The 20,913-nt window shown below is 70.3% G+C and carries 18 protein-coding genes, 1 rRNA gene and 1 pseudogene; 11 read left to right on the forward strand and 9 right to left on the reverse strand.

What is annotated here, in order from left to right; translation table 11 throughout:
• The first annotated feature begins 13 nt into the window (after positions 1-13).
• Positions 14-535: a SixA phosphatase family protein gene (locus OHA89_RS28215; RefSeq protein ID WP_406367394.1), complete on the forward strand. Its 522-nt coding sequence runs from the start codon at positions 14-16 to the stop codon at positions 533-535.
• Positions 536-630: 95 nt separating this feature from the next.
• Here the strand turns inward: OHA89_RS28215 and serB are convergent, their stop codons facing one another.
• Together serB and OHA89_RS28225 are read right to left on the reverse strand one after the other, a co-directional pair.
• Positions 631-1,830 carry a phosphoserine phosphatase SerB gene (gene serB / locus OHA89_RS28220; RefSeq protein ID WP_257556916.1) on the reverse strand — a complete coding sequence of 400 codons (1,200 nt, stop codon included), beginning with the start codon at positions 1,828-1,830 and terminating at the stop codon, positions 631-633.
• A 277-nt stretch (positions 1,831-2,107) separates the two neighbouring features.
• Positions 2,108-3,583, reverse strand: a complete 1,476-nt coding sequence (locus tag OHA89_RS28225) for a streptophobe family protein (RefSeq protein WP_406367396.1) — start codon at positions 3,581-3,583, stop codon at positions 2,108-2,110.
• 242 nt (positions 3,584-3,825) lie between these two features.
• Between OHA89_RS28225 and OHA89_RS28230 the strand changes: the two genes are divergently transcribed.
• Positions 3,826-6,333, forward strand: a complete 2,508-nt coding sequence (locus tag OHA89_RS28230) for an FHA domain-containing protein (protein ID WP_266612469.1) — start codon at positions 3,826-3,828, stop codon at positions 6,331-6,333.
• A 107-nt stretch (positions 6,334-6,440) separates the two neighbouring features.
• Here the strand turns inward: OHA89_RS28230 and OHA89_RS28235 are convergent, their stop codons facing one another.
• The 3 genes and pseudogenes from OHA89_RS28235 to OHA89_RS28245 all read right to left on the reverse strand — a co-directional run bounded on the left by OHA89_RS28235 (position 6,441) and on the right by OHA89_RS28245 (position 9,254).
• Positions 6,441-7,112, reverse strand: coding sequence for a transglycosylase SLT domain-containing protein (locus tag OHA89_RS28235; RefSeq protein ID WP_215143617.1), 672 nt, complete (start codon positions 7,110-7,112; stop codon positions 6,441-6,443).
• A 309-nt stretch (positions 7,113-7,421) separates the two neighbouring features.
• A pseudogene (locus tag OHA89_RS28240) lies at positions 7,422-8,514 on the reverse strand (S-adenosylmethionine:tRNA ribosyltransferase-isomerase).
• Positions 8,511-9,254 (reverse strand): SDR family oxidoreductase, encoded by a 744-nt coding sequence (locus OHA89_RS28245; RefSeq protein WP_266610490.1) that lies wholly within the window; start codon positions 9,252-9,254, stop codon positions 8,511-8,513. The pseudogene OHA89_RS28240 and the gene OHA89_RS28245 overlap by 4 nt, the downstream one beginning before the upstream one ends.
• A 156-nt stretch (positions 9,255-9,410) precedes the next feature.
• On the opposite strand from OHA89_RS28245, the gene OHA89_RS28250 reads away from it, so the two are divergent.
• The 3 genes from OHA89_RS28250 (at position 9,411) to OHA89_RS28260 (ending at position 11,610) form a co-directional block, all read left to right on the forward strand.
• A complete protein-coding gene (locus OHA89_RS28250) occupies positions 9,411-10,556 on the forward strand; it encodes a GAF domain-containing sensor histidine kinase (RefSeq protein ID WP_266610492.1) in 1,146 nt (381 codons plus the stop codon).
• Positions 10,549-11,205 carry a response regulator transcription factor gene (locus OHA89_RS28255; protein ID WP_257556920.1) on the forward strand — a complete coding sequence of 219 codons (657 nt, stop codon included), beginning with the start codon at positions 10,549-10,551 and terminating at the stop codon, positions 11,203-11,205. Before OHA89_RS28250 ends, OHA89_RS28255 begins: the two co-directional genes overlap by 8 nt.
• A 159-nt stretch (positions 11,206-11,364) precedes the next feature.
• Positions 11,365-11,610: a chaplin gene (locus tag OHA89_RS28260; RefSeq protein ID WP_215143645.1), complete on the forward strand. Its 246-nt coding sequence runs from the start codon at positions 11,365-11,367 to the stop codon at positions 11,608-11,610.
• An 89-nt stretch (positions 11,611-11,699) separates the two neighbouring features.
• On the opposite strand, the gene OHA89_RS28265 is transcribed toward OHA89_RS28260, so the two are convergent.
• The gene (locus OHA89_RS28265) at positions 11,700-12,485 is read right to left on the reverse strand and encodes a hypothetical protein (RefSeq protein ID WP_215143626.1); all 786 of its coding nucleotides are present in this window, start codon (positions 12,483-12,485) and stop codon (positions 11,700-11,702) included.
• 134 nt (positions 12,486-12,619) lie between these two features.
• Between OHA89_RS28265 and OHA89_RS28270 the strand changes: the two genes are divergently transcribed.
• The 4 genes from OHA89_RS28270 to OHA89_RS28285 all read left to right on the forward strand — a co-directional run bounded on the left by OHA89_RS28270 (position 12,620) and on the right by OHA89_RS28285 (position 15,829).
• On the forward strand, positions 12,620-13,414 hold the full coding sequence (locus tag OHA89_RS28270) for an ABC transporter ATP-binding protein (protein ID WP_215143628.1): 795 nt from the start codon (positions 12,620-12,622) through the stop codon (positions 13,412-13,414).
• A 53-nt stretch (positions 13,415-13,467) separates the two neighbouring features.
• Positions 13,468-13,899 carry an NfeD family protein gene (locus OHA89_RS28275; protein ID WP_215143630.1) on the forward strand — a complete coding sequence of 144 codons (432 nt, stop codon included), beginning with the start codon at positions 13,468-13,470 and terminating at the stop codon, positions 13,897-13,899.
• 84 nt (positions 13,900-13,983) lie between these two features.
• Entirely contained in the window at positions 13,984-14,970 is a 987-nt protein-coding gene (locus OHA89_RS28280) for an SPFH domain-containing protein (RefSeq protein WP_215143632.1), read from the forward strand.
• Positions 14,971-15,058: 88 nt separating this feature from the next.
• The gene (locus tag OHA89_RS28285) at positions 15,059-15,829 is read left to right on the forward strand and encodes a sulfite exporter TauE/SafE family protein (RefSeq protein WP_257556922.1); all 771 of its coding nucleotides are present in this window, start codon (positions 15,059-15,061) and stop codon (positions 15,827-15,829) included.
• A gap of 36 nt (positions 15,830-15,865) precedes the next feature.
• On the opposite strand, the gene OHA89_RS28290 is transcribed toward OHA89_RS28285, so the two are convergent.
• The 3 genes from OHA89_RS28290 to OHA89_RS28300 form a co-directional block, all read right to left on the reverse strand.
• Positions 15,866-16,393 (reverse strand): HNH endonuclease, encoded by a 528-nt coding sequence (locus tag OHA89_RS28290; RefSeq protein ID WP_215143637.1) that lies wholly within the window; start codon positions 16,391-16,393, stop codon positions 15,866-15,868.
• Positions 16,394-16,542: 149 nt separating this feature from the next.
• Positions 16,543-17,076, reverse strand: coding sequence for a YbhB/YbcL family Raf kinase inhibitor-like protein (locus tag OHA89_RS28295; RefSeq protein WP_266610498.1), 534 nt, complete (start codon positions 17,074-17,076; stop codon positions 16,543-16,545).
• A 39-nt stretch (positions 17,077-17,115) separates the two neighbouring features.
• Positions 17,116-17,898 (reverse strand): sporulation protein, encoded by a 783-nt coding sequence (locus tag OHA89_RS28300; RefSeq protein ID WP_215143641.1) that lies wholly within the window; start codon positions 17,896-17,898, stop codon positions 17,116-17,118.
• A 97-nt stretch (positions 17,899-17,995) separates the two neighbouring features.
• Between OHA89_RS28300 and OHA89_RS28305 the strand changes: the two genes are divergently transcribed.
• Both OHA89_RS28305 and OHA89_RS28310 read left to right on the forward strand, forming a co-directional pair.
• A complete protein-coding gene (locus tag OHA89_RS28305; RefSeq protein ID WP_406367402.1) occupies positions 17,996-18,637 on the forward strand; it encodes a DNA-3-methyladenine glycosylase in 642 nt (213 codons plus the stop codon).
• Between the two features lie 557 nt (positions 18,638-19,194).
• Positions 19,195-20,719, forward strand: a 16S ribosomal RNA gene (locus OHA89_RS28310).
• Positions 20,720-20,913: the final 194 nt, after the last annotated feature.

Genomic DNA, 20,913 nt, shown 5'->3' on the forward strand with positions numbered 1-20,913 from the left:
GAAGCTGGGAGCCATGAGCGCCGACACACCCCGCAGGATCGCCCTCCTCCGGCACGCCAAGGCCGACTGGCCACAGGTGTCCGACCACGACCGCCCGCTGGCGGAACGCGGCCGCGCGGACGCAGCGGCCGTCGGTCTGAAGCTGGCCGAAACCGGCATCACCTTCGACCTGGCCCTCTGCTCCACCGCCACCCGCACCCGCGAGACCTGGAAGATCGCCGTCCAGGAGCTGCCGCACCGGCCGAAGACCCACTACGAGGAGCGGCTCTACGAGGCCTCGCCGGGCGAGCTCATCGCCCTGCTGAACGAGACCCCCGACGAGGTGCACGACCTCCTGGTCATCGGCCACAACCCCGGCATGCACGCCCTTGCCGACGCCCTTTCCGGGCGCGCGAAGGACGACACCCTGGCGCGGATGACCCGTACCGGATTCCCGACCGGGGCCCTCGCCGTCGTCTCCTTCACCGGCTCGTGGAAGGCTCTGGAACACGGCGTGGGCACCCTGCTCGACTTCTGGACCCCCAACGAGCACTGACCGGGGGAGTGCGTACGGGAGGGCCCCGGCAGCCGATGCGGCCGCCGGGGCCCTCCCTCGCGTCGTACGGACAGGACCTGGACCTGGGCCTGGGCCTAGGCCAGGTCGGCGGCCTCGATCTCCTCGCGGGTGATCCCGAGCAGGTAGAGCACCGCGTCCAGGAAGGGCACGTTCACCGCCGTGTGCGCGGCCTCGCGGACCACCGGCTTGGCGTTGAAGGCCACGCCCAGCCCGGCCGCGTTCAGCATGTCCAGGTCGTTCGCGCCGTCGCCGATGGCCACCGTCTGGGACAGCGGTACCTCGGCCTCCGCGGCGAAGCGGCGAAGCAGCCGGGCCTTGCCCGCCCGGTCCACGATCTCGCCGGTCACCCGGCCGGTCAGCTTCCCGTCGATGATCTCCAGGGTGTTGGCGGAGGCGAAGTCCAGCCCCAGCCGCTCCCGCAGATCGTCCGTCACCTGGGTGAAGCCGCCGGAGACCACGCCCACCTGGTAGCCGAGCCGCTTGAGGGTACGGATCAGCGTCCGGGCGCCCGGGGTCAGCTGCACCTCGGCGCGGACCTTGTCCACGACGGACGCGTCCAGACCCGCCAGCAGCGCCACCCGGGCGTGCAGCGACTGCTCGAAGTCCAGCTCGCCGCGCATGGCCCGCTCGGTGACCTCGGCGACCTCGGCCTCGCACCCGGCGTGGGCGGCGAACAGCTCGATGACCTCGTCCTGGATCAGGGTCGAGTCCACGTCCATGACGACCAGGCGCTGGGCCCGGCGGTGCAGCCCGGCCGAGACGACGGCCACGTCCACGCCGATGTGCGCGGCGGCCGTGGCCAGCGCGGTGCGCAGCGGCTCGGTCTCGCAGCCGGAGACGGCGAACTCCACCGCCGTCACCGGGTACTTGGCGAGCCGGAAGATACGGTCGATGTTGCCGCCGGTCGAGGTGATGCGCGCGGCGATGGCCGCCGTGGACTCGGCGGTGAGCGGGTGCCCGAGCACGGTGACGTGGGACCGGCCGCTGCCGCGCGGCCGGTTGTCACCGGTGCCGGAGAGGATCTCGGCCTGGAGCTTGAGCGACTCGGCCCAGCTGTGGACGGTGGCCCGCAGCTCGCCATCGGTGCCGACGGCGGGCTTGGTGACGAGGGCGCACAGGACGATGCGGCCACGGGTGACGACCTGCTCGATGTCGACGACATCGACGGAGTAGGCGGCGAGGGTGTCGAACAGCCCGGCGGTGATCCCGGGACGGTCCTTGCCGAAGATCTTGACGAGGAGGGTGGGGACGTCGGAGGTCTGCGATGCGCTCATGGTGTTCTCACCGTATCTTCCCGCTCCCCGGGACAGGACCCCCGTCCCACCTCTTGAACGCGCCGCTCGCACGGCTCGGCCCTGGCGGGCCTCTCCGGCTTCGCGCCGCTGCGTCGGCCTCCGGCCGTCGGCCGCCGATCCTGGCCGCTGATCCGGCGGCGCTTGAGGCGCGGGGTTTGGGGCGGAGCCCCAAGTGGGGGTCCCCCCCGGACGGAGTCTGGGGGAGGAGAAGGGGCGGGGCGGGGAGTGGCTCCGCGCAGCGGCCCGGCCCCGGCGGTCAGCGCGGCCCCGGCGGCTTTGGCGGCGGTGGTGCTCCCGGCGGGGGAGGCGGGACGAAGGGCGGTCGCCGCAGAGGTTTCGGCGGCCTCGGAGCCCTCGGCGGGAGACCCGTGACCGTCACGTCCCAGGACACACCCGGATCCGGGTACGAGTACGGGGACGAGGCCGTCGGCGCCTCGGGGTCCGGCCACCCCGGGGCAGCGGAAGCCGGGGCGGAGGAAGGGCGGCGGCGGCCACGGGCCAGTACGGCCCCCACCGCACCCGCCACCGCCCCCCACGCCGCCCCCAGCACCAGGGCCAGCGGGACGGACCCGCGCAGCTCCACCCCGGCGTCGACCGCGTCCACCCCCAGCACGGCGAGCGACGCATCCGCCGACAGCGCCGTCGGCCACACCAGCGCCGCCAGCGCCACCGCCGTCACGGCCGACAGCCGCGCCGCGCACCCGGCGATCCCGCGCCCCGGGGTCCGTACGGCGGCCAGCACGCCCGCGTAGAGCACCAGCAGCCCGGCCCCCGCCACCAGCAGCCACACCCGCCCGTCGTACTCCGCGAGGCGGGCCACCGTCACCGGCTCCCGCGCGGAGCCCGCCAGCAGCTCGTCCAGCGGATCCGGCAGCAGCCGGGCCGGCGCACCGGTGGCCCGGCCGCTCAGCGGGACGAACAGCCCCAGCAGCACCCCCGCCCAGGCGCCGTTCGGCGCGCCCAGCAGGGCCGCCCCCAGCACCCGCCCGGGATGCTCGTCGCCCGCCGCCGCCCACACCGCCGCCGCCAGTCCGGCCGCCACCGCCACCAGCAGCATCGCCACCACCGCCGAGGCGGCCGGCCGCAGCCGCGCGAGCGGCTCGGGCCCGCGCCGCGAGATCGCCAGGGCCACCGCGAGCACCACCGCGGCCCACACCCCCGCGGCCCGCAGGGTCGGTCCCGGCTCCACCGAGAACCCCACCCGGGTCCGCGTCTCGATCAGGTCCCCGATGCGGTCCGGGAGCAGCCCGCCGATGTCCCCGATCCCCGGCACCTCGACCTTGACCGGGGTCCTCGGCAGCACGTCCCCGTCGAGGGTGACCACGTCGTGCCCGGCCCACGCCAGCACCCCCACCGCGGCGACGAACAGCGCCACGACCACCGCCGCCCGCGCCGGTAGCTCTCCGGGGGCGGCGCCGGCCCGCAGCGAGCGCAGGAACAGGTGCCCCAGCACCAGGGCTCCGGCCAGCCCGACCCCCAACGGCATGACGTCCAGCGAGGCTTCGGCGCCCGCACCGCCCGCCCCGAAGACCGACACCGCACCCGAGGGGGTCACGGTGCCGCCCACGGCCAGGACCACCACGGCCGCGCTCATCGCCCCCAGCGAGCCTCCCGCCGCGTCGGCGCCGAGCAGGTGCAGCCCGAGCGCGGCGACCACGGCCATCGCCACCAGCGACCAGCCGGCAGTGGCGATGCCGGACACCAGGACGTCTCCCCAACGGATGCGGCGCATGAGCGGTCCCCCGATGTGTGCCGAGCGGGACCGCCGGGCGAGAAGTCCCGTATCTCACTCTCCGGGTGACTTTCGCCCCCGTCAACGGGCAGTCGTAGACGCCTCGGCAAGGCCCCGATTCCACATGTGGCCCCAGGCCTGAAATAGTTCCCCCGGATGTTCGCCATCCCTAGACTCCCTGACGTCATGGGGGATTCTCGGGGGACTTAAGTGGGGCTGGAGTGCCGGAACTCGTACTGGAATTGAATGGAAGGACCTGGACGCTCGATCCGTCCAGGTCGTACTCGCTGGGGCGCGATCCCCAGGGAGACGTGGTGATCGACGATGCCCGGGTGTCGTGGCGACACGCCACCATCAGCTGGAACGGCCGTGGTTGGGGCATCGAGGACCACGGCAGCACCAACGGCACCTACGTGCGCGGTGCTCGGGTGCAGCAGGCCGAGCTCGTGCCGGGCACGCCGGTTCACCTGGGCAACGCGACCGACGGCCCGCGGCTGAATCCCGTCGCCGCCGCGGCGCCCCAACCGGCCGTGGCCCAGCAGGCCCCGGCCCAGGCTCAGGCCCAGGCGGCCGCGTACGCCCAGCCGCAGGCCCCGGCGTACCAGGCCCCGCAGCAGCAGCCCCAGCAGCACGCCTGGGACCAGCAGCCTCAGCAGCCGCACCTCCCGCACCAGCAGGGCGGCGGCCCCGCCGCGGCCCGCCCGGCGCAGGGGGCCGCCCCCCACCACGGGGGCGACCGCAGCCCGACGACGTTCCACCAGCTCTCGCTGGGTCACGTCATGCGGATCGGCCGTGCGCTGGAGAACGAACTGGTGGTCTCCGACCTCCAGGTCTCGCGCCACCACGCCGAGTTCCGCTCGATGCCCGGCGGCCGGTTCGAGATCCACGACCTGGGCAGCCACAACGGCACCTACGTCAACGGTCAGCCGCTGGCCAAGTCCGGCACCGCGCTGCTCGGCCCGAACGACATCGTCGGCGTCGGCCACTCGACGTTCCGGATCGTCGGTGACCGCCTCGAGGAGTTCGTCGACACCGGCGAGGTCTCCTTCTCGGCCCGCCACCTCACGGTCACGGTCGACGGCGGCAAGCAGATCCTCAAGGACGTCACCTTCGGCGTCCCGGAGAAGTCGCTGATCGGCGTCATCGGCCCGTCCGGCTCCGGAAAGTCGACCCTGCTCAAGGCGCTGACCGGCTACCGGCCCGCCGACCAGGGTGACGTCCTCTACGACAACCGCAACCTGTACAAGCAGTTCGCGGAGCTCCGTCAGCGCATCGGCCTGGTCCCGCAGGACGACATCCTGCACAAGGAACTGAAGGTCAGCACCGCCCTGAAGTACGCGGCCAAGCTCCGCTTCCCCGGCGACACCGCCGAGTCCGAGCGCGAGGCCCGCATCAACGAGGTGCTGCGCGAGCTCAAGCTCGACATCCACAAGGACAAGAAGATCACCTCGCTCTCGGGTGGTCAGCGCAAGCGCGTGTCCGTGGCCCTGGAGCTGCTCACCAAGCCGTCGCTGATCTTCCTGGACGAGCCGACCTCCGGCCTCGACCCGGGCATGGACCGCGACGTCATGCAGCTGCTGCGTGCCCTCGCCGACGACGGCCGTACGGTCCTCGTCGTCACCCACTCGGTCGCCGAGCTGGCCATCTGCGACAAGCTGCTGGTCATGGCCCCGGGCGGCTCGGTCGCATACTTCGGCCCGCCGGACGAGGCGCTGAACTTCTTCGGCTACACCACGTGGGCGGACGTCTTCTCGGCCTTCGAGAACTACCGCGACTACGACTGGGCCGGCCGCTGGAAGGGCTCGCAGCACTACCAGCTGTACGCCGCCGACATCGACGCGGTCGCCCCGCAGTCCGTCGCGATGCCGTCGCCGCAGCAGATGCGCCCGCCCAAGCCGCAGGGCTGGGGCTCGCAGCTGTGGACGCTGATCCGCCGCTACACGTCGGTGATCGCCTCCGACAAGGGCTTCATCGGCCTGATGCTGATCCTGCCCGCGGTCCTGGGCGTGGTCTCCACGGTCATCCCCGCGACCTTCGGCCTCGCGCCGCCGACGCCGCCGTCCCAGTTCAACGGCGACGCCGGCACGATCATGCTGATCCTCGCGGTCGGCATGTGCTTCTCGGGCGCCGCGAACTCGGTCCGTGAGCTGATCAAGGAACGCGTGATCTACGAGCGTGAGCGCGCGACGGGCCTGTCCCGGTCGGCGTACCTCATGTCGAAGGTGATCGTCCTCGGCGTCATCACGGCCATCCAGGGCGTGATCATCTGCGGGATCGGCTTCGCCCCCCGCGACCTGCCCGTCGAGGGCCTGCTGATGCCGCCGGCCGTCGAGCTCTGCGTGTCGGTCATCGCGCTCGGCTTCACGTCGATGATGTTCGGCCTGGTGATCTCCTCGCTGGTGAAGACCGCCGAGAAGACCATGCCGCTGCTGGTCATGTTCGCGATCGTCCAGGTCGTCTTCACCGGCATCCTCTTCCAGGTCTACGACTCCCCGGGCCTGGAGCAGTTCGCCTGGCTGATGCCGTCCCGCTGGGCCGTCGCCGCCGCCGGCACCACGCTGAACCTCGGCAAGCTCATGCCGCCGTGGGACCGCGACAACCCGACCAACACCGACCCGCTCTGGGACGCCACGGTCGGCCAGTGGAGCCTGAACATCACCATCCTGCTGCTCATCGGCATCGCCTGCGGTTTCGCGGTACAGCGCCTGCTGCGCCGCCACGAGCCCGAGGTCATGCGCGCCGGCAAGTAACCGGCAAGCGGTCCGCGAACGCGCGTACGCGAAAACGCCTGAGGGCGGCACCCGGTACTCCGGGGGCCGCCCTCAGGCGCATGGGGGGTCTGGATGCCGTCGGCGTCCTAGTAGGCGCTGTTGACGTTGTCCATCGAGCCGTAACGGTCGGCCGCGTAGTTGCAGGCGGCGACGATGTTGGCGACCGGGTCGTACTGGTCGAACTTGGTGCCCTTGACGTGGTACGCCTTGAAGGTCGGAAGGATGACCTGGAGCAGACCCTTGCTGGGGATGCCGTTCTGGGCGTTGATGTCCCAGTTGTTGATCGCCATCGGGTTGCCGCTGGACTCACGCATGACGTTCTTGTGGATGCCGGCGTAGGTGCCCGGAATGCCTTCCTTCTTCATGATGAAGAGGGCTTCCTTGATCCAGCCGTCCAGGTTGTTCGCGAAGACGGGGGTGCGGGCGGCGGAACGGCTCGCGGCCGCCTTCTGCTCGCGGTCCTTCTTCGCGGCGGCCTCGGCCTTGGCCTTGGCGTCAGCCTTGGCCTTGGCGTCCTGCGCCGCCTTGTCGGCGACGACCTGCTGCACGGAGAGGTGCTGCTGCACGGCCTTCGTCTGGGCGCCGTCGACGACCTGGGTCCAGGCGACGGGGGCGGCGGAGACCGTCTCGGCCTGGGCGGCGTCGGCCGGGACGAGGGAGAAGGCGAGCGCGGCGGCACTGAACGTGGCGACGCCGGCAATGGACAGCTTGTGTGCCTTCGTCAGACGACTGTGACCGGGAGTGCTGGAAGCAGACATGGCGGGGCAACCTCTTCGAATCGCGGGAGCCGCAGGAAGGCGCTGCGAGGATCCGGGGATCCGCAGCGCCGTGCGACGAGAGCAATTCTTAGCGGCGGCAAAATCCTGTGGCAAAGGTGTGACGTACGATCCTGCTTAGTGGATCAGGGCCGGGCGCCGAGGCCCGAATTCAGGCCTCGGCGCTACGTGCGCCCGTGCTGACAGGGTCTTTACGTGTCCACTAGGGAGCTTCGTAAGTGATGTGGGTCCTATGCCCGGGCTCACATCGAGCACGTAACGGTCTCACCATGCGTTGCTCAAGCAATGCGTTCAGTGACCGGTCTCCTCCTTGAGTAGCAGATGGACGTCCCCGAACTCGTGCCAAAGGCAGAGACGGGCCACCGCCTCCGCATACCCGAGCCGTACGGCGGCACGCCCCGCGACCGCCTCCAGCATCAGCAGATGGGACGCCTCGGGCTCGTGCAGCCCGGTCAGCAGCCCGTCCACCACCCGCACCCCGCGCTCCGGCGTCACCACCAGGTCCGTCCAGCCGCCGGCCGGGCGCACCCGGCCCTCCGCGTCCGCGGCCGACTCCAGGGCCCGCACCGCCGTGGTCCCCACCGCGATCACCCTCCCTCCCGTCGCCCGCGCCGCGTTCACGAGCCACGCCGTGGCCGCGGGCACCTCGTACCGCTCCGGGTACGGCGGCTCGTGCGCCTCCTGCGAGGCCACGCCCGTGTGCAGGGTCAGCGGGGCGAACTGCACCCCCCCGGCTGACCAGCCGCGCCACCAGCTCCGCCGTGAAGGGCCGGGCGGCGCTCGGCATCTCCGCCGACCCCGCCCCGTCGGCCCCCGGCACCGCGAACACCGTCTGGTAGGCCGACAGAGGCTGGTCCCGCTCCGTGTACGCGTACCGGATCGGCCGCCCGCGGGCCCGGAGCAGACCGGGCAAGTCCTCCGTCGAGGGCCGCGCCCACCACAGCCGGTCCCCGCCCGCCGCGAGCGGCTCCTCCAGTACGAGGCGATGCCCGCCCGGCAGCTCCACGACGGCCCCGGCCGGGCCTCCGGCATGCGGCCGGGTCGTGCCCCCGTCGGCCGGGGTCCGCAGCTCCACCGACCACCGGCCGTCATCGCCCCGGGTCGAGAAGTGCACCACCAGCGCCTCGCCGCCCAGCCGGGCGTCCACGGCGGCCGCCAGCGTGGCCGAGGTGTTCACCACCAGCACGTCCCCCGCGCGCAGCAGCTCCGGCAGCTCCCGGAAGGCGTGCAGCGACACCTCCGTACTGCCCCGCGACACCAGCAGCCGCACCGCGTCCCGGCCCAGCCCCGGCCCGCGCTGCTCGGCCGGCACCCGGGCCAGAAGGCTCGGCGGAATGTCCGGTATATACAGTCCCTTCTCTTGTAGCGCCCGGCGCCCGCTCACCGCCCCGCCCCCGCCCCCGCGCCCGCTTCCGGGCCCGCCACCGGCCCCTCCGCCAGTCGCTCCGCCGTGTACCGGCCGCTCGGCAGCCCCTCCGCCACCAGCCGCAGCAGCGCCGGCGCCACCTCCTCCGGCGCGGGCAGCCCCGCCAGGTCCTCCCCGGGCTCGGCCGCCGCCATCATCCGCGTCCGCATCGAACCCGGGTCCGCCCACCAGACCCGCAGCCCCGGCTCCTCCACGGCCAGCACGCCCGACATCAGATCCCCCGCCGCCTTGGTCGCCCCGTACGCCCCCCACGTCGCGTACGCCACCACCGCCGCGTCCGAGCTGATGTTGAGCACCGCACCGGCCGCCGAGGCCCGCAGCAGCGGCAGCCCCTCCTGGATCAGCCCCAGCGCCCCCACCACATTGACCTCGAAGGCCTCGCGCAGCCCGTCCAGCGGATGCACCGCCAGCGGCACCAACGGCTCCGCCCCGAGCGCCCCCGCGTTGTTCACCAGCAGATCCAGCCCGCCCAGCTCCCGCGCGGCCGCCACCAGCGCCGCCCGGTGCTCCCCCGAGGACACGTCCCCCGCCACCGCCCTGACCCGCACCCCGGCGGCCCGCTCCAGCTCGGCGGCGGCCTCCTTCAGCGCCCCCGAGCCCCGCGCGCTCAGCACCAGGTCCCAGCCGCGCGCCGCCAGCTCCCCGGCCAGCGCCCGCCCCAGTCCCCTCGACGCCCCCGTCACCATCGCCACCGACATGACCGCACCCCTCGCTCCGTCCCGACCAGCAGATGCCCCCAACCTAGGAACCCGGCCCCCGCCGCCGCCTCGGCCGCCGGCCCCACCCGTACCGGTCCGTTGGACCTACGACCACGGCCCGATCCCGCAGGTCACACGCCCGAGTACGGTGAGCGCATGCAGACCGGACCCCGTACTGGCCTGGCGGCCGTCAGCACCGCGCTGCTCGCCATGAGCCGCCGCCTCGAGGTACGCGACGTCCTGCGCACGATCGTCGTATCGGCCCGCGAGCTCCTGGACGCCGAGTACGCGGCCCTGGGCGTCCCGGACGACCACGGCGGCTTCGCCCAGTTCGTCGTGGACGGCATCAGCGCCGAACAGTGGCGCCGCATCGGCCCGCTGCCCCGCCAGCACGGCATCCTCGCCGCGATGCTCCACCAGGACGGCCCCGAGCGGCTGGCCGACGTACGCCAGGACCCGCGCTTCGAGGGCTGGCCGGCCGCCCACCCCGAGATGTCCGACTTCCTCGGCCTGCCCGTCCGGGACGGCGAGGAGACCCTCGGCTGCCTCTTCCTCGCCAACAAGCGCCGCGCCCCGGGCGGCGGGCACGGCTTCACCGACGCGGACGAGGAACTCCTCTCCCTCCTCGCCCAGCACGCGGCGATCGCGCTCACCAACGCCCGGCTCTACGAGCGCAGCCGCGAGCTCACGATCGCCGAGGAGCGCTCCCGGCTCGCCCACGAGCTGCACGACGCCGTCAGCCAGAAGCTCTTCTCGCTCCGCCTCACCGCCCAGGCCGCCGCCGCCCTCGTGGACCGCGACCCGGCCCGCGCCAAGGACGAGCTCCAGCAGGTGGCCGCCCTGGCCGCGGAGGCCGCCGACGAACTGCGCGCCGCCGTGACCGAGCTGCGCCCGGCCGCGCTGGACGAGGACGGCCTGATCGCCACCCTGCGCACCCAGGTCCACGTACTCGACCGCGCCCACAGCGCGCACGTCACCTTCACCTGTGACGGCGTACGCGCACTGCCCGCGACCCAGGAGGAAGCGCTCCTGCGGGTGGCCCAGGAGGCCCTCCACAACGCCCTGCGCCACTCGGGCGCCGACCGCGTGGAGGTGACACTGGCCCGGAGCCCCGCCGGGGGAGCGGTCCTCAGGGTCGTCGACTCCGGCAAGGGCTTCGACCCCCGGAGCGTCCGCCGCGCGGGCCGCCACCTGGGCCTGGTCTCCATGCGCGACCGGGCGAGCGGCGTCGGGGGCCGGCTGACCGTGCACTCGGAGCCCGGCAAGGGCACCACGATCGAGATGGAGGTCCCCGGTGGCTGACAGCGCCGGCCGAAGCGGAATCCGCGTACTGCTGGTCGACGACCACCAGGTGGTCCGCCGGGGGCTGCGCACGTTCCTGGAGGTCCAGGAGGACATCGAGGTGGTCGGCGAGGCCTCCGACGGCGAGGAGGGCATCGCCCGCGCCGAGGAGCTGCGGCCCGACGTGATCCTCATGGACATCAAGATGCCGGGCACCGACGGCATCGAGGCGCTGCGCAGGCTGCGCGAGCTGGCGAACCCGGCGCGGGTGCTGATCGTCACCAGCTTCACGGAGCAGCGCACCGTGGTCCCCGCCCTGCGGGCGGGCGCGGCGGGATACGTCTACAAGGACATCGACCCCGACGCCCTGGCCGGAGCCATCCGCTCCGTCCACGCCGGGCACGTACTCCTCCAGCCGGAGGTGGCGGAGGTCCTGCTCGCCCAGGAGGACCAGAGCTCCTCCGCGGGCCGGCCGGGCTCGCTGACCGACCGCGAGCGCGAGGTCCTGGGTCTCATCGCGGACGGCCGCTCCAACCGGGAGATCGCCCGCGCGCTCGTCCTGTCCGAGAAGACTGTCAAGACGCACGTCTCGAACATCCTGATGAAGCTGGACCTCTCGGACCGGACCCAGGCCGCATTGTGGGCGGTCAGGCACGGAATCGCCGACTAGCCGACCGATCGACGACGTAAATCGGATCGTCTCGTTCCGGACTGAGATTCATACGGTCGGGTGTATGTAGCCCACATGGCGTATCCCGATCGCCGGGTGACCGTTCTCCATGGCGTGCCGCGACGGCTGGTCGCGGCAGACGTACTGGAGGACGAGAACGTGAAGAACTTCAAGAAGGCCGCAGCCGTCACCATGATCGCGGGCGGCCTCGTCGCCGCCGGCGCGGGTGTCTCCTCGGCGCACGGCGGTGCGTCGGCGGAGGGCGAGGCCCTGAACTCGCCCGGCGTGGCCTCCGGGAACCTGCTCCAGGTCCCGGTCCACGTCCCCGTGAACGTGGTCGGCAACTCGGTCAGCGTGATCGGCCTGCTCAACGGCGCCTTCGGCAACACCGGTGTGAACGCCTGACGCGCCGTTCCCTGACGCGGCCCCGCTTCCCCCCACCTCTCCCCGGGAAGCGGGGCCGCGGCCGTTTCCTGGCCAGGCCCTGTCCGGGCCTAGAGGTCCCGCTCGCGCTGCTCGACCGCCGCGTTGTACGCCGCGACGAGGGCCCGCCGGGCCACCCGCTCCACCGGCCGCAGGGCCTCGGCACGCGCCGCGATCTCCGAGGCGGCCACCGCACCCCCGTGCCCCTTCTCGTACGCCAGCGACACCATCAGGTCCACCCGCTGCGCCAGCGCCAGCACCCGCACCGCCCTCGGCGGGTATCCCGGCGCCAGCACGTCACGCCCGGCCTCCGCCCGCGCCCGGTACGCCGACAACGCGGCCTCCGCCACCGGCCCGGACCCCGCCACGTCCAGCCGGGTCAGCGTCACGGTCGCCTCGCGCAGCGCCTCCGCCAGCTCCCGCTCCGCCTCGCCCAGCGAGGGCACGTCCGCCGGCGGTGCCTCCCGTACCGGCAGGCAGTGCCAGGTCACCGAGACGTGCACATCACCCTCGGGCCCGGCCTCGTACACCTCGGGCACCAGGCCCAGCGCGGCCCCGGCGCACACCACCGCCTCCTCCGCGTCCAGCGCCCGCGCGTTGAACTCCGCCGGACCGCTCAGCCCCAGCGGATGCCCCGGCGCCGGCAGCGCGACCCGCAGCCCGGTCACCCCCAGCGCCCGCATCCGCCCCAGCGCCAGCGTGAGCCCGACCGGACCCGATTCCCCCGGCAGCCCCGCCACCCGGTGCACGGCGTCCTCGCCCACGATCGACAACACGGCCTCGTCGGGCGAAACCAGACCGGCCAGCAAAGCGTTCCCCCAGGCGGCCAGCCGCCCTGAACGTGGTTCGAAAAGCATCCCCCAACTCTACGGACCCCCTTCCCGGCCCGGCCCCGGCCCCGGACCACTTCCCGAGTGGCGTAGGTTTTCCCCTGGGGCTGCGTCTACAGGCGCACAGACGAACCGACACTGCAAGGGGAGACAACGCGCTCATGAGCGATGTTCTGGAACTGGTGGACGTATCCGTGGTCCGCGAGGGCCGGGCTCTGGTGGACCAGGTCTCCTGGTCGGTGAAGGAGGGGGAGCGCTGGGTGATCCTCGGCCCCAACGGCGCCGGCAAGACCACGCTGCTGAACCTCGCCTCCAGCTACCTCTTCCCCACCAAGGGCGCCGCCTCCATCCTCGGCAGCACCCTCGGCAAGGTGGACGTCTTCGAGCTGCGCCCCCGCATCGGCGTCGCGGGCATCGCCATGGCCGACAAGCTGCCCAAGCGGCAGACCGTCCTGCAGACCGTCCTCACCGCCGCCTACGGCATGACGGCGACCTGGCAGGAGGAGTACGAGGAGATCGACGAGCAGCGCGCCCGCGCCTTCCTCGACCGCCTCGGCATGACGGAGTACCTCGACCGCAAGTTCGGCACCCTCTCCGAGGGCGAGCGCAAGCGCACGCTGATCGCCCGCGCCCTGATGACCGACCCCGAGCTGCTGCTCCTCGACGAGCCCGCCGCCGGCCTGGACCTCGGCGGCCGCGAAGACCTCGTACGCCGCCTCGGCCGGCTCGCCCGCGACCCGCTCGCGCCCTCCATGGTCATGGTCACGCACCACGTCGAGGAGATCGCCCCCGGCTTCACCCACGTCCTGATGATCCGTCAGGGCAAGGTCGTCACCGCGGGCCCGATCGACCTCGAACTGACCTCCCGCAACCTCTCGCTCTGCTTCGGCCTCCCGCTGGTCGTCGAGCGCAACGGGAACGACCGCTGGACCGCCCAGGGCCTTCCCCTCGGCTAGTACGAGCCCCCGCACCCTGTCCCGACCGCGCCCACCCGACCTACCATGACCATGTGGACATCGACGCATGGGTGTGGTGGCTCATCGGCGCGGTCGGACTGGGCATTCCCCTCGTCCTGACCGCGATGCCGGAGTTCGGAATGTTCGCCGCCGGGGCGGTGGCGGCAGCCGTCACGGCGGCCGTCGGCGGGGGAGTGGTGGCCCAAGTCCTGGTCTTCGTGATCGTGTCGGTCGCGCTCATCGCCGTCGTACGGCCGATCGCCAACCGGCACCGCGACCAGCGGCCCCAACACCGCAGCGGAATCGACGCGTTGAAGGGCCGCAGTGCCGTCGTCCTCGAACGCGTCGACGGCGGCGGTGGCGGCCGCATCAAGCTCGCCGGCGAGATCTGGTCCGCGCGCACCCTCGACGCGGACAGCAGCTTCGAACCCGGCCAGTCGGTCGACGTCGTGGAGATCGACGGGGCGACCGCCGTCGTCATGTGACAAGCAGCCTGCTCGCGGGCCCCGGGTCTGCGAGACTCCGTTCAACGGGGCAGCACAGACAGCCGGAAGGGCACGGGGAACCGCATGCAACCGATCATCATCGTCCTGATCATTCTGGTGGTTCTGGTCTTCATCGCACTGGTCAAGACGATCCAGGTGATCCCGCAGGCCAGCGCCGCCATCGTCGAGCGGTTCGGCCGCTACACCCGCACCCTCAACGCGGGCCTCAACATCGTCGTCCCGTTCATCGACTCGATCCGCAACCGGATCGACCTCCGCGAACAGGTCGTCCCCTTCCCGCCGCAGCCGGTGATCACCCAGGACAACCTGGTCGTCAACATCGACACCGTCATCTACTACCAGGTGACCGACGCCCGCGCAGCGACGTACGAAGTGGCCAGCTACATCCAGGCCATCGAGCAGCTCACCGTGACCACGCTGCGCAACATCATCGGCGGCATGGACCTGGAGCGGACCCTCACCTCCCGCGAGGAGATCAACGCCGCCCTGCGCGGGGTCCTCGACGAGGCCACCGGCAAGTGGGGCATCCGCGTCAACCGCGTCGAGCTCAAGGCCATCGAGCCGCCGACCTCCATCCAGGACTCGATGGAGAAGCAGATGCGCGCCGACCGCGACAAGCGCGCCGCCATCCTCCAGGCCGAAGGTGTCCGGCAGTCCGAGATCCTGCGCGCCGAGGGTGAGAAGCAGTCCTCGATCCTCCGCGCCGAAGGTGACGCCAAGGCCGCCGCACTGCGCGCCGAGGGCGAGGCCCAGGCCATCCGTACGGTGTTCGAGTCCATCCACGCCGGCGACGCCGACCAGAAGCTCCTCGCCTACCAGTACCTCCAGATGCTCCCGAAGATCGCCGAAGGCGACGCCAACAAGCTCTGGATCGTGCCCAGCGAGATCGGAGACGCGCTCAAGGGCCTCTCGGGAGCCATGGGCAACTTCGGCCCGATGGGCGGCGGTTCCGGCTTCAACCCGCAGAGCTCCGGCAAGGACGGCGGCGGCATCCCCGCCGCACGGGACAAGGACGCCGCGGACCGCCGCGAGCAGCCCCCCATCGACTGACCCGCCGCCCCTGCTGCATGATCGGTGAGGCCCCTCGACCTTCATGGCGGGGAGGCGACTCACTCATGCAAAGGGGATGGCACAGTCCATGTCCATCTGGGAATCACTCGCGGTCTTCGCCGCCGGCATCGGCGCGGGCACGATCAACACCATCGTCGGCTCCGGCACCCTGATCACCTTCCCGGTGCTGCTCGCCACCGGCCTGCCGCCGATCACCGCCAACGTGTCCAACACCCTTGGCCTGGTGCCCGGTTCGATCAGCGGAGCCATCGGATACCGCAAGGAGCTCCAGGGCCAGCGCGCCCGCATCATCCGGCTCGGCTCCGTGTCCCTCGTCGGCGGACTCGCGGGCGCCGTCCTGCTCCTCACCCTGCCGTCCGACTCCTTCGACACGATCGTGCCCGTCCTCATCGGACTGGCCCTCGTGCTCGTCGTCCTCCAGCCCCGGCTCGCCGCCGCCCTGCGCCGGCGCCAGGACGCCGCGGGAGGAGACACCGGCCACCCCGACGGCGGCCCCGCCCTGCTCTCCGGCATGCTGCTCGCCAGCGTCTACGGAGGCTACTTCGGGGCCGCCCAGGGCGTGCTCTACGTCGGCCTGATGGGCCTGCTGCTCCGCGAGGACCTGCAACGGATCAACGCCGTGAAGAACGTCATCGCGGCCTTGGTGAACGGCATCGCCGCCGTCCTCTTCCTCTTCGTCGCCACCTTCGACTGGACGGCCGTCCTCCTCATCGCCGTCGGCTCCACCATCGGCGGCCAGATCGGCGCCAAGGTCGGCCGCCGCCTCTCGCCGACCGTCCTGCGCGGAGTCATCGTCACGGTCGGCATCATCGCCATCGTCCAGCTGCTGGTCCACTGAGCGACGTAGCAGAGTTACGTCGCCCAGCGGGCCCGATTACGCGGCAGACGGGGCATACGAGGAGGCGGAACGCTCCAGCCACTCCGGCAGGGCCTCCCGCCCAGCCACCCCCAGAGCCAGCAGCATGGCGTCCGCCGGAGACGGCACGAAGGGCTTCCGGAGGAGCGGCATCCCCGCCTCCTCCGGAGTCCGGGCCGCCTTGCGGTGGTTGTCCTCGGCGCACGAGGCCACCGTGTTCAGCCAGGTGTCCCCACCCCCCTGCGCCCGCGGCAGCACGTGGTCCACGGTCGTCGCGCGCTTCCCGCAGTACGCGCACCGGTGTTGGTCCCGGACCAACACCCCCCTCCGCGACCAGGGAGCATGTCTTCGGAAGGGCACCCGCACGTACCTGCAGAGTCTGATCACACGGGGCAACGGAAGATCCATCGTGGCGGCGCGCACGCGCAGCTCGGGATGCGACTGTTCGACCACGGCCTTGTCCTGGAGCACCAGAACCACCGCCCGGTTCAGGGTCACCGTCGACAGCGGCTCGAAGCTCGCATTCAGCACCAGCGTGTCCCGCATCTCGCCCACCTCCCGTGTGCAGGCCCGCGACCACCTTTGTGGCAGGGCCCGCGACCACTCTGGCCGCGCGCGCCACGCGGGACAACGCAATAAAAATGCCCGGTCCTGGCCGTCTTTAGACCAGGACCGGGCAAACGCTCGGGGAACGATCAGCGGGCAGGTGCCTCGTACTCACCGATCAGCTGGGCGCGCCCGAGCGCGTGGAAGCGCAGATTGAACCCGACCACGGCCGGAGACACGTCGTCCGCGGGACCGAGCTTCTCCTGATCCACCGCGTACACGGTGAAGACGTACCGGTGCCGCTCCCCGGCCGGCGGCGCCGCCCCGCCGAAGTCCTTGGTCCCGTAGTCGTTCCGCACGTGCACGGCCCCGGCCGGCAGCCCATCGAACTTCCCGCTGCCCGCCCCGGCCGGCAGCTCGGTGACCGAGACCGGCAGATCGAAGAGCACCCAGTGCCAGAACCCGCTGCCCGTCGGCGCGTCCGGGTCGAAGCACGTCACCGCGAAGCTCTTCGTCCCCTCCGGGAACCCCTCCCACCGCAGCTGCGGCGAGACGTTCCCGCCCGAGAGCACCTGAGCCTCACCCAGATCTGCACCCGGTGCGAGGTCCGCACTGGTCACGGTGAAGGTGTGCACCTCGGGATGGAAGTCGTGCGGAAGAGGTGCCTTGCCCTGCTCGGTCACTACAGAACCTCCAGTCGGATCACGAAGCCGTCGTCCACGTCAGAGCCAGTTGCGCTGGGAACCCACGGAGGCGATCCACTGGTTCAGGTACGCCGCCCAGTCGGTCTGCTGGTACGACTGCAGGCCCACCTGGAAGCAGCGGTAGGTGTCACTGCCCTCGCTGAACAGCCCCGGCTTCTTGTCCATCTCCAGGACGACGTCCATCTCCCGGCCGTCCGAGACGAAGGTGAGCTCGACCTGGTTCAGCCCCCGGTACTGCGACGGCGGCAGGAACTCGATCTCCTGGTAGAAGGGCAGCGTCTGCCGCGTCCCGCGGATGTGCCCGCGCTCCATGTCCGCGCTGCGGAAGGAGAAGCCCAGCTGCCGGAACGCGTCGAGGATCGCCTGCTGCGCCGGCACCGGGTGCACGTTGATCGGGTCGAGGTCGCCCGCGTCGACCGCACGCGCGATCTCCAGCTCGGTGCTCACCCCGATGTTCATCCCGTGCAGGTGCTGACCCCCGAAGTGGGTGATCGGCGTCTCCCAGGGGATCTCCAGCCCGAAGGGCACCACGTGCACCGCGCCGGCCTGCACCTGGAACGCACCGCCGAGGCGCTGCTTGGTGAAGACGACGTCCTGCTTGTACTCCTGGTCACCACCCTCGACCTCGACCCGCGCCTGCAGCCCGACGGACAGCCCCTCGATCTGCTGCTCCACGGACCCGCCCTGGATCCGGACCTCGCCCTGGACGATCCCGCCCGGCACGACGTTCGGCTCGGTGATGACCGTGTCCACCGAGGCACCACCGGCACCCAGGCTCGCGAACAGCTTCTTGAACCCCATGCTCTGACTCCCCTTGAAGGCTTGTGCGACTACCCCTTACCAACGCGGAACCTTAGGCCCCGGTTGCAGGGATACGCGTTCCACTACGCTCGACCGGATGAGCGCGCGCCCCGACCGTACGCCCCTGCCCCGGCCCTTCTTCGACCGCCCGGTCCTCACCGTGGCCCCGGACCTCCTCGGCCGCACCCTGGTCCGCCGTACTCCGGACGGCCCCATCGAACTGCGCATCACGGAGGTGGAGGCGTACGAGGGCGAGTCCGACCCGGGCTCCCACGCGTACCGCGGCCGCACGGCACGCAACGCATCCATGTTCGGTCCGCCCGGACACGCGTACGTCTACTTCATCTACGGCATGTGGTTCAGTCTCAACCTGGTGTGCGGTCCGCCCGGCCACGCGAGCGGCGTACTGCTGCGCGCGGGTGAGATCACGCTGGGCGCTGACCTGGCAGCCAAACGCCGAGTTTCCGCCAGATACCCAAGGGAACTCGCCAAAGGCCCGGCCCGGCTGGCCACCGCCCTCGACGTGGACCGCTCCCTCGACGGCACCGACCTCTGCGGCGGCCCCGATTCCCCTCTGTCCCTCCTCGCGGGCATCCCCACCTCGCCCGACCTGGTGAGCAGCGGCCCGCGCACCGGAGTGAGCGGCGCCGGCGCCGCCCATCCGTACCGTTTCTGGATCACCCACGACCCGACGGTGAGCCCGTACCGAGCCCACGCGCCACGCCGCCGCTCAACTTGACTCGGCTCTGCCGGACGCCTAACGTAGCCCGAGCCGCTTGAACGGGGCACTGCCATCGGCAGACCTCCGGAGCGGCCAACCCACTACCTACGACTTACCCCTGGCGGGGTCCTATTCGGCATGCCCGAATTTCTCTGCCGGCCGCTCGATTATGAATGGCAAGGGATAAGCGCTAACGTAGCGGAGCGCCGAAAGGCACAGACCCTCCAACGGTCACCGAATTCAAATCCAAACCGACTGCGACTTTCGAGAAGCAGGGCGCGGAAATGATCTGGTAGAGTTGGAAACACAGAACGAAAGCCCGGAGGAAAGCCCGAGAGGGTGAGTACAAAGGAAGCGTCCGTTCCTTGAGAACTCAACAGCGTGCCAAAAATCAACGCCAAAAGTTGATACCCCGTCCATTTCGGTGGATGAGGTTCCTTTGAAAAAGACCTGTGAGGCTCCGTTTCGGGGTGCTTGCAGGCAATTACACAGCGAGGACGCAGTGGTCAGTCGGTCTTATTCCGACCATGACTGGCCCGCTCTACGTGATGTGTGCACCCGATTACGGGTAAACATTCATGGAGAGTTTGATCCTGGCTCAGGACGAACGCTGGCGGCGTGCTTAACACATGCAAGTCGAACGATGAAGCCCTTCGGGGTGGATTAGTGGCGAACGGGTGAGTAACACGTGGGCAATCTGCCCTTCACTCTGGGACAAGCCCTGGAAACGGGGTCTAATACCGGATACCACTCCTGCCTGCATGGGCAGGGGTTGAAAGCTCCGGCGGTGAAGGATGAGCCCGCGGCCTATCAGCTTGTTGGTGGGGTAATGGCCCACCAAGGCGACGACGGGTAGCCGGCCTGAGAGGGCGACCGGCCACACTGGGACTGAGACACGGCCCAGACTCCTACGGGAGGCAGCAGTGGGGAATATTGCACAATGGGCGAAAGCCTGATGCAGCGACGCCGCGTGAGGGATGACGGCCTTCGGGTTGTAAACCTCTTTCAGCAGGGAAGAAGCGAAAGTGACGGTACCTGCAGAAGAAGCGCCGGCTAACTACGTGCCAGCAGCCGCGGTAATACGTAGGGCGCAAGCGTTGTCCGGAATTATTGGGCGTAAAGAGCTCGTAGGCGGCTTGTCACGTCGGATGTGAAAGCCCGAGGCTTAACCTCGGGTCTGCATTCGATACGGGCTAGCTAGAGTGTGGTAGGGGAGATCGGAATTCCTGGTGTAGCGGTGAAATGCGCAGATATCAGGAGGAACACCGGTGGCGAAGGCGGATCTCTGGGCCATTACTGACGCTGAGGAGCGAAAGCGTGGGGAGCGAACAGGATTAGATACCCTGGTAGTCCACGCCGTAAACGTTGGGAACTAGGTGTTGGCGACATTCCACGTCGTCGGTGCCGCAGCTAACGCATTAAGTTCCCCGCCTGGGGAGTACGGCCGCAAGGCTAAAACTCAAAGGAATTGACGGGGGCCCGCACAAGCGGCGGAGCATGTGGCTTAATTCGACGCAACGCGAAGAACCTTACCAAGGCTTGACATATACCGGAAAGCATTAGAGATAGTGCCCCCCTTGTGGTCGGTATACAGGTGGTGCATGGCTGTCGTCAGCTCGTGTCGTGAGATGTTGGGTTAAGTCCCGCAACGAGCGCAACCCTTGTCCTGTGTTGCCAGCATGCCCTTCGGGGTGATGGGGACTCACAGGAGACCGCCGGGGTCAACTCGGAGGAAGGTGGGGACGACGTCAAGTCATCATGCCCCTTATGTCTTGGGCTGCACACGTGCTACAATGGCCGGTACAATGAGCTGCGATACCGTGAGGTGGAGCGAATCTCAAAAAGCCGGTCTCAGTTCGGATTGGGGTCTGCAACTCGACCCCATGAAGTCGGAGTCGCTAGTAATCGCAGATCAGCATTGCTGCGGTGAATACGTTCCCGGGCCTTGTACACACCGCCCGTCACGTCACGAAAGTCGGTAACACCCGAAGCCGGTGGCCCAACCCGTAAGGGAGGGAGCTGTCGAAGGTGGGACTGGCGATTGGGACGAAGTCGTAACAAGGTAGCCGTACCGGAAGGTGCGGCTGGATCACCTCCTTTCTAAGGAGCACAGTACCGATTGCAGACAAATGTTCTGCACGGTCAGCTCATGGGTGGAACGTTGATTATTTGGCACGGTTTCTGAAACTTCCTGTGAGTACTGCTTCGGCGTGGAAAACAGTGACAGTGGACGGGATCGTGTCTGGCACGTTGTTGGGTCCTGAAGGTACGGCCGTGAGGTCATGTCTTCAGTG

The sequence above is a fragment of the Streptomyces sp. NBC_01546 genome, from assembly GCF_045208355.1.
Taxonomy (GTDB): domain Bacteria; phylum Actinomycetota; class Actinomycetes; order Streptomycetales; family Streptomycetaceae; genus Streptomyces.

Excerpts from the sequence above, each read along its gene's own strand:
- OHA89_RS28215 (WP_406367394.1), top strand. The coding sequence starts at position 14 with ATGAGCGCCGACACACCCCGCAGGATCGCCCTCCTCCGGCACGCCAAG.
- serB (WP_257556916.1), bottom strand. The coding sequence starts at position 1,830 with ATGAGCGCATCGCAGACCTCCGACGTCCCCACCCTCCTCGTCAAGATC.
- OHA89_RS28225 (WP_406367396.1), bottom strand. The coding sequence starts at position 3,583 with ATGCGCCGCATCCGTTGGGGAGACGTCCTGGTGTCCGGCATCGCCACT.
- OHA89_RS28235 (WP_215143617.1), bottom strand. The coding sequence starts at position 7,112 with ATGTCTGCTTCCAGCACTCCCGGTCACAGTCGTCTGACGAAGGCACAC.
- OHA89_RS28245 (WP_266610490.1), bottom strand. The coding sequence starts at position 9,254 with ATGTCGGTGGCGATGGTGACGGGGGCGTCGAGGGGACTGGGGCGGGCG.
- OHA89_RS28250 (WP_266610492.1), top strand. The coding sequence starts at position 9,411 with ATGCAGACCGGACCCCGTACTGGCCTGGCGGCCGTCAGCACCGCGCTG.
- OHA89_RS28265 (WP_215143626.1), bottom strand. The coding sequence starts at position 12,485 with ATGCTTTTCGAACCACGTTCAGGGCGGCTGGCCGCCTGGGGGAACGCT.
- OHA89_RS28270 (WP_215143628.1), top strand. The coding sequence starts at position 12,620 with ATGAGCGATGTTCTGGAACTGGTGGACGTATCCGTGGTCCGCGAGGGC.
- OHA89_RS28280 (WP_215143632.1), top strand. The coding sequence starts at position 13,984 with ATGCAACCGATCATCATCGTCCTGATCATTCTGGTGGTTCTGGTCTTC.
- OHA89_RS28285 (WP_257556922.1), top strand. The coding sequence starts at position 15,059 with ATGTCCATCTGGGAATCACTCGCGGTCTTCGCCGCCGGCATCGGCGCG.
- OHA89_RS28290 (WP_215143637.1), bottom strand. The coding sequence starts at position 16,393 with ATGCGGGACACGCTGGTGCTGAATGCGAGCTTCGAGCCGCTGTCGACG.
- OHA89_RS28300 (WP_215143641.1), bottom strand. The coding sequence starts at position 17,898 with ATGGGGTTCAAGAAGCTGTTCGCGAGCCTGGGTGCCGGTGGTGCCTCG.
- OHA89_RS28305 (WP_406367402.1), top strand. The coding sequence starts at position 17,996 with ATGAGCGCGCGCCCCGACCGTACGCCCCTGCCCCGGCCCTTCTTCGAC.